This is a genomic window from Streptomyces sp. NPDC030991 (assembly GCF_055571235.1).
In genome coordinates, this window is sequence record NZ_JBVIFR010000002.1 from 593363 (window position 1) to 600103 (window position 6741).

9 protein-coding genes are annotated in these 6741 nt (G+C 69.7%); 8 read left to right on the plus strand and 1 reads right to left on the minus strand.

Going from position 1 to position 6741, the window contains the following annotated elements; translation table 11 throughout:
* The first annotated feature begins 46 nt into the window (after positions 1–46).
* From ACZ45E_RS06120 to ACZ45E_RS06155, 8 genes are all read left to right on the plus strand, one after another.
* Complete coding sequence (locus ACZ45E_RS06120; RefSeq protein WP_468217103.1) at positions 47–826, plus strand: amino acid ABC transporter ATP-binding protein; 780 nt, start codon at positions 47–49, stop codon at positions 824–826.
* A 37-nt stretch (positions 827–863) separates the two neighbouring features.
* A complete protein-coding gene (locus ACZ45E_RS06125) occupies positions 864–1700 on the plus strand; it encodes a glutamate ABC transporter substrate-binding protein (protein ID WP_468217105.1) in 837 nt (278 codons plus the stop codon).
* Positions 1701–1798: 98 nt separating this feature from the next.
* Positions 1799–2464, plus strand: coding sequence for an amino acid ABC transporter permease (locus ACZ45E_RS06130; RefSeq protein ID WP_468217106.1), 666 nt, complete (start codon positions 1799–1801; stop codon positions 2462–2464).
* Positions 2461–3357, plus strand: coding sequence for an amino acid ABC transporter permease (locus ACZ45E_RS06135; RefSeq protein WP_468217108.1), 897 nt, complete (start codon positions 2461–2463; stop codon positions 3355–3357). The genes ACZ45E_RS06130 and ACZ45E_RS06135 overlap by 4 nt, the downstream gene beginning before the upstream one ends.
* Before the next feature lie 248 nt (positions 3358–3605).
* The gene (locus tag ACZ45E_RS06140) at positions 3606–5249 is read left to right on the plus strand and encodes an FAD-dependent monooxygenase (RefSeq protein WP_468217110.1); all 1644 of its coding nucleotides are present in this window, start codon (positions 3606–3608) and stop codon (positions 5247–5249) included.
* A 99-nt stretch (positions 5250–5348) separates the two neighbouring features.
* Positions 5349–5420 carry a putative leader peptide gene (locus ACZ45E_RS06145; RefSeq protein ID WP_309544753.1) on the plus strand — a complete coding sequence of 24 codons (72 nt, stop codon included), beginning with the start codon at positions 5349–5351 and terminating at the stop codon, positions 5418–5420.
* A gap of 92 nt (positions 5421–5512) precedes the next feature.
* Positions 5513–6118 carry a cupin domain-containing protein gene (locus ACZ45E_RS06150; protein WP_468217111.1) on the plus strand — a complete coding sequence of 202 codons (606 nt, stop codon included), beginning with the start codon at positions 5513–5515 and terminating at the stop codon, positions 6116–6118.
* The gene (locus ACZ45E_RS06155) at positions 6109–6519 is read left to right on the plus strand and encodes a rhodanese-like domain-containing protein (RefSeq protein WP_468217165.1); all 411 of its coding nucleotides are present in this window, start codon (positions 6109–6111) and stop codon (positions 6517–6519) included. Before ACZ45E_RS06150 ends, ACZ45E_RS06155 begins: the two co-directional genes overlap by 10 nt.
* A gap of 43 nt (positions 6520–6562) precedes the next feature.
* Here ACZ45E_RS06155 and ACZ45E_RS06160 read toward each other — a convergent pair.
* The coding region (locus ACZ45E_RS06160) for an integrase core domain-containing protein (protein ID WP_468217167.1) at positions 6563–6741 on the minus strand (179 nt) is incomplete at its 5' end.

The following is a 6741-nucleotide window of genomic DNA, read 5'->3' on the forward strand; positions in this document are numbered from 1 at the left end:
GCGTTACTAACGTCCTCCCAACCGAGGAGGATGGAGCAAGACCCCGATGACCGAAGTTTCGGTGACCAAGGACGCCACTCCCCCTGCGGGCGACGCACTGGTCGCGCTGAGCGAAGTGAACAAGCACTTCGGAGCGTTGCACGTGCTCCAGGACATCGACCTGACTGTCGCGCGAGGTGAGGTCGTCGTCGTCATCGGCCCCTCGGGCTCCGGCAAGTCGACCCTGTGCCGCACGATCAACCGGCTGGAGACGATCGACTCCGGCAGCATCACGATCGACGGCAAGCCGTTGCCCCAGGAGGGCAAGGAGCTGGCCAGACTGCGCGCGGACGTGGGCATGGTGTTCCAGTCCTTCAACCTCTTCGCGCACAAGACGGTCCTGGAGAACGTGACGCTCGGCCAGGTGAAGGTCCGCAAGGCCGACAAGAAGGCGGCCGAGGAGAAGGCCCGCGCACTTCTGGACCGGGTAGGCGTCGGCGCGCAGGCGGACAAGTACCCCGCACAGCTCTCCGGTGGCCAGCAGCAACGCGTCGCCATCGCACGGGCGTTGGCGATGGACCCCAAGGTCATGCTCTTCGACGAGCCGACGTCGGCGCTCGACCCGGAGATGATCAACGAGGTCCTCGAGGTGATGCAGCAGCTCGCCCGGGACGGCATGACGATGGTGGTGGTCACGCACGAGATGGGCTTCGCCCGCTCGGCGGCCAACCGCGTCGTCTTCATGGCGGACGGCCGGATCGTCGAGGAGTCCGCCCCCGACCAGTTCTTCAGCAACCCGCGCAGCGATCGGGCCAAGGACTTCCTGTCGAAGATCCTGCACCACTAGTTCACTGCCGAATCTGCCGACATGAAGGAAGTTCACCATGAAGCTCCGTAAGGTCACCGCGGCGGCCTCCGTCGCCCTCGTGCTCGCTGTCACCGCCACCGCGTGCGGCGGTGACGACAGCGACGACAAGGGTTCCGGCGGCGGCAAGAAGATCACCATCGGTATCAAGATCGACCAGCCCGGCATCGGCCAGAAGACCCCGGACGGCGAGTACAAGGGCTTCGACGTCGACGTGGCCACGTACGTCGCCAAGGAACTCGGCTACGACGCGGGCAACATCGAGTGGAAGGAAGCCAAGAGCGCCGACCGCGAGACGATGCTCCAGCGCGGGGACGTCGACTTCATCGCCGCCTCCTACTCGATCAACGACGAGCGCGCGGCCAAGGTCGACTTCGCCGGCCCGTATCTCCTGGCCCACCAGGACGTCCTGCTGCGCGCCGACGAGAAGAAGATCAATGACCCGAAGGACCTGAACAGCAAGAAGCTGTGTTCGGTGACGGGTTCGACGTCGGCGCAGAACGTCAAGGACAAGCTGGCCCCCAAGGCCCAGCTCCAGAACTACGGTGGCTACTCGGAGTGCCTGACCGGCGTCGAGAACAAGGCGATCGACGCGCTGACCACCGACGACTCGATCCTCGCCGGCTACGCCTCGCAGGCCGAGTTCAAGGGCAAGTTCAAGCTCGGCGGCTTCAAGATGACCAACGAGAACTACGGCATCGGCGTCAAGAAGGGCAGCGACCTCAAGGCCAAGATCAACAAGGCCCTGGAGAAGATGGTCTCGGACGGGTCCTGGGAGAAGGCCGTGAAGGCCAACTTCGGCCCGGCCGGCTACAAGAACGAGCCTGCTCCGAAGATCGGCAACATCGTCAAGTGACGTGGTGACGCAGGGCGCGGTGATCCCTCCGACCGAGCGGACCGCCGCGCCCTCCGCACATCCGACAGCCCTCCAGACACGCGGAAGCGCGGGAGATCGTGTTCGACTTTCTAGAAGGTTACGACCTGCTGGGAGCGTTCTGGGTGACGGTGAAACTCACCGCTCTCTCAGCCGTCGGCTCCCTCATATGGGGAACCGTCCTGGCCGGCATGCGAGTCGGCCCGGTCCCCCTCATGCGAGGCTTCGGCACCTCGTACGTCAATGTGGTGCGGAACATTCCGCTGACCGTCATCATCGTGTTCACCTCGCTCGGCATCTTCCAGACGCTGGGCATCAACATGGGCTCGGACCAGTTCGACAGCATCAACTTCCGCCTGTCGGTACTCGGCCTGACCGCGTACACCTCGGCGTTCGTCTGTGAGGCCCTGCGCTCCGGCATCAACACGGTGCCCCTCGGCCAGGCGGAGGCGGCCCGAGCGATCGGTCTGAGCTTCAACCAGGTCCTGAGCCTGATCATCCTGCCGCAGGCCTTCCGCTCCGTCGTGGCCCCGCTCGCCAACGTCCTGATCGCGCTCACCAAGAACACCACGGTGGCCGCGGCGATCGGCGTCACCGAGGCCGCGTTCCTCATGAAGGACATGATCGAGAACGAGGCCCAGCTCATCCTCATCGCCGCCGTCTTCGCGTTCGGCTTCATCTGCCTGACGCTGCCGACCGGCCTGATCCTCGGCTGGGTGAGCAAGAAGGTGGCGGTGAAGCGATGACCTCGATCCTCTACGACGCCCCCGGCCCCCGGGCCAAACGGCGCAACGTCCTGTACTCGATAGGCTTCCTCGTCGTCTTCGCCCTGGTCATCTGGTGGGTGGTCGCGAAGCTCGACGAGAAGAACCAGCTCGACTGGATCAAGTGGAAGCCGTTCTTCACGGACACCCGCCCGTGGGAGACCTACATCTGGCCGGGTCTGGAGAACACCCTCACGGCGGCCGCGTTCGCGATGGTCATCGCGCTGCCGCTGGGCGCGTTCTTCGGCATCGCGCGCCTCTCCGACCACCTGGCGGTCCGCGTCCCCTCGGGCGTGGTGATCGAGTTCTTCCGGGCCATCCCGGTCCTGATCCTGATGATCTTCGCGAACGCGGCGTACTCGGAGTTCACCAACGTCTCCTCGGACGACCGCCCGCTCTACGCCGTCGTCACGGGCCTGGTGCTCTACAACGCCTCGGTCCTCGCCGAGATCGTCCGCGCGGGCATCCAGTCCCTGCCCAGGGGACAGACCGAGGCCGCGTACGCCATCGGTCTGCGCAAGGGCCAGACGATGCGTTCGATCCTGCTCCCGCAGTCGGTGACCGCGATGCTGCCGGCGATCGTCAGCCAGATCGTCGTCATCGTGAAGGACACCGCGCTCGGTGGCGCGATGCTCACGTTCTCCGAACTGCTCGCGTCGGTGCGCCCGATGAGCGCCGCGTACGGCGCCAACACCATCGCCTGCTTCACGATCGTGGCGCTCATCTACATCGCGATCAACTTCGCCCTGACCACGTTCGCCTCGTGGCTGGAACGCCGGCTGCGGCGGGCGAAGAAGTCGACCGGCGCGGTCCTTCCGGCGGCGGCCGTCGACGGCACGGAGTCCACGGGCGCCACGGGCGGCGGCATCGGCTGAGAAGCTGACGGCCTGTCCGGACGCGTACGTACAAAGGCACCTGACGGGCACTCGCCCGTTGCGGTACCACGGAGGCAGTGGCGTGATCGCCACTGCCTCCGTCACTTGACGCAAGCACCGGCAATGGGTTGCATACGCTCTGTGAACGTGCACCCCGCTCCAACTGCCCCTTCTTGTAGGTCCAGTACGCCACCCGCACCGCGCGGGGCGCTCTCCGGCGGACTTTCCGGGGCAGGAGGAGCCGCGCCGTGGATCCGGTGATCGTCGTCGGCGCGGGCCCCGTCGGGCTCACGCTGTCCCTCGCCCTCGCCCGCCACGGCGTCCCGTCCGTGGTGCTCGACGAGGGTCCCGGCAAGGACGAGCAGCGGCCCGCGCGCACGGTCGTGCTGCGTGAGGACACCGCCGCGCTCACCGAGCGCCTGGCGCGTACGCCGTTCGACGGGGCCGGCTCCCGTTGGACCGGCTGGCGTTCCATGCGCCGCAAACAGGAGATGCGCGCGCTCACTTTCGGTGAGCCCGGGGAAGCCCTGCCCGCCCCCCTCCACATCCCCCAGCACGAACTGACCGGCGCGCTGCGCGAGGCGGTCGCCCAGGAGCCGCTCGTCAAGGTCGCCGTCGACAGCCGCCTCGACGCGATCGAGGAGGACGGGTCCGGGCTCACCGCACACACCCGCGGCCCCAAGGGCACCTGGTGGCGCGGCAGTTACCTGGTGGGCTGCGACGGCCCCCGCTCCACGGTCCGCAAGCTCCTCGACATCCGCTTCCCCGGCCGCACCGCCGTCGAACGCCACGCGGTCGCCGCCCTGCGCACGGAACTTCCCTGGCCCGGTCAGGCGTTGCTCCACCGAAGCCCCCCGTGGCGGACCTCGGGTCCTGCGGGCCCGGAGATCGTCGGACGCCCCCTCGCCCACGGTGTCTGGCGCGTGGACTGGCTGCTGCCGCCCCGCAGCGACCTGGTCACCCCGGACCTGCTGGTGGCCCGCATCCGGGAGACCCTCGCGGGCTGGTGCGAAGGCTCCACCCCGCCGTACGAGCTGCTGGACACCGGCGTCCACACCGTCCACCACCGCCTCGCCCGCCGCTGGCGCGTGGGCCGCGCCTTCCTCGCCGGGGACGCCGCGCACCTGCTGGGCGCGCTCGGCACCCAGGGCCTGGACGAGGGGCTGCGCGACGCGGACAACCTCGCCTGGAAGCTGGCCCTGACCTGGCACGAGGGGCCGCGCCCGGTCCCGGCCGCGCTGCTCGACAGCTACCAGGCGGAGCGCCGCGCCGTCGTCGCGGGCCGGTTGCGCGCCGCGGACCAGGCGCTGCCGATACTGCGCGGCGGCAAGGGAGCCAGGGGCCTGCGCGCCTACGTTCCCGGGGGCGCCCGGGGCCATGACACGCTGCTCACGGAGGGTCACCTGGGGCTCGGCCCGCTCGGCGCGCCGGGGGCGTACACCGACTCGCCCCTCGCGCCACCGCCCGCCGAGGCGCGGGTGGCGGTGGGCACGGCGCCCGGCGCCCCGGTCGCCGATGTGCGGGTGACGGCGCCCGACGGTTCGTTCGTCCGGCTGCGGGACCGGCTCGGCATGAGCCGGCTCCTCGTGGTCCTCGTCGCACCCGGCACCGGTGTGTGGGAGCGCAAGCACTGGATGTCGGCGGGTCTCATGCCCCGGCTCTCGGCGGCCATCGACGCGCTGCCGCACGAGGCCGAGCTGCTCGTCGCGGAGAGCTACCCCGAGGCCCCCGCCCACACCGTGCTGCTGATCCGGCCCGACGGGCATCTGGTGACGGCGCTGAGCGGAGTACGCCCGGCCGAGCTGTACGAGGCGGCGCGGGCGGCGCTCGGCGGGCCCGCCCCCGACGGCGAGCCGGTGGAGGCCGCGGCGAAGGCGGGTGGCTCCGCCTGATCCGGCGGGGGTGACGCGAGGAGAGCGGGCCTGTCCGGGGGTGAGTTGACCGGCATCCACCGCCATGGTGTACTCCGGAGCGTGACGATCGACACCGATGTGCGCCTGTGGCGGAGGGTCCATATGGACCTCGTCCGCTACGCGGGCTGCGTGTGTCGCCCGTCCTGCTGAATTCGCCTTCTCCGCTCCCGCGTACCTGCCCCATGCTGCCGATCCATCGGCCCCGGCGGTGCGCGTCCTTCGCGAACTCCAGGACGGTACCCGTGTCTCTTCCCACGTCTTCCACGTCACGCACGTCTTCCCTCACCTCGCCCGGTACGCCACGCACGTCTTCGCCCGGTGCGGCCGCCCCGGCCGGTGCGACCGCGCCCGAGACCGCGCCCACCCAGGCCGAACTGCTCGACTTCGTCCGCCGCACGGCCGCGGACCAGGAGCTCATCGCCGCCCTGCCGCTGGACCCGGAGGGCCGCACCTGGGTACGGCTCGAAGGCCCCGGCGGCAGCGAGGCCTGGCTCATCGGCTGGCCGCCCGGCACCGGAACCGGCTGGCACGACCACGCCGAGTCCGTCGGCGCCTTCCTCACCGCGTCCGGTGAGCTGAAGGAGAACGCCCTGGCGGCCAGGCTGCCCGCCGACGGCTGGAAGACCCTGGAACTGTCCGAAGGCGTCGACAGGAAGCGGCAGTTGTCCGCCGGACAGGGCCGCGCCTTCGGCCGCCACCATGTGCACGAGGTCCTGAACGAGTCCCCCACCGAGCACGCCGTCTCCGTGCACGCCTACTACCCGCCGCTCCCCCAGATCCGCCGCTACAGCCGTACCGGTCAGGTGCTGCGCCTGGAGTCGGTGGAGCGCCCGGCGGACTGGCAGTGAGCGCCGCCGACCACCGGCCGGTGGGCATCGACGAGTTGCTGGAACAGGTCAGGTCCGGGCTCGACCGGATCGAGGCGCGCGAGGCGTTCGACGCGGCCTCCGCCGGCGAGGCACTCCTCGTCGACATCCGGTACGCGGCGCTGCGCGGGCGCGACGGACTCATCCCCGGCGCGCTGGTGGTCGAGCGCAACGAACTGGAGTGGCGACTCGACCCGCAGGGCAGCCACCGCGCCCCCGAGGCGACCGACCACGACCTGCGCGTCGTGGTCGTCTGCAACGAGGGCTATGCCTCCAGCCTCGCGGCCGCGTCCCTACGACAGCTCGGGCTGCACCGGGCAACGGATCTGGTGGGCGGCTTCCAGGCGTGGCGAGCGGCGGGCCTGCCGGTCACCGGGGTGTGAGCCAGGCCCTGTCGAGGCCGCATAGCCGCGTACTCGGCGACGGCTAGGTGTATTGCCCTGTGAGGTTGGGGACGCGGCTGGCGGGTGGTTTGCCTGCGAGTGCGGTGTGTCCGCGGTGGTGATTGTAGGTGTGGAGCCACTGTGGGAATGCTTCGCGTCGTTCCTGCTCGGAACGGTAGGGACGGGCGTAAGCCCATTCGTCGAGCAGTGTGCGGTTGAGGC